Consider the following 479-nt stretch of genomic DNA (forward strand, 5'->3'; position numbering starts at 1 on the left):
TCAAGATAGGAAAGTCCGCGCCGAATATTGAACGTAAAGACTACTGCTTTATGAAAATAGAAGACGCTTCTAACCACTTGCTCGGCGTAATAAATGATATTCTGGACATGTCAAAAATTGAAGCGAATAAATTTGAGCTTTCAGAAACGGAATTTGAATTTGAGAAAATGCTCAGGCGAATAGTGAATGTCGTCACTTTCCGCATAGATGAAAAACATCAAAAATTTACCGTAAATATCGATCATTCCATTCCCCGCACGCTCATAGGGGACGACCAGCGAGTAGCGCAAGTCATCACCAACTTGTTGGGGAACGCCATTAAATTTACTCCCGAGCATGGAGAAATCAGCCTTACCGCGCGTCTTGCCCAGAAAACAGACAATATCTATACCCTGCAAGTTTCGGTAAGCGACACGGGAATCGGCATAACCCCCGAACAACAGGCAAAACTTTTTAAATCCTTCGAGCAGGCAGAATCC

General features: G+C 43.2%; 1 protein-coding gene. It reads left to right on the forward strand.

The features are described 5' to 3' along the window. Positions 1-479 (forward strand): ATP-binding protein (locus ACYVRA_RS08640; protein WP_461252312.1); only part of this gene is annotated, 479 nt, incomplete at both ends.

It is taken from the genome of Treponema sp. R8-4-B8, from assembly GCF_054786175.1.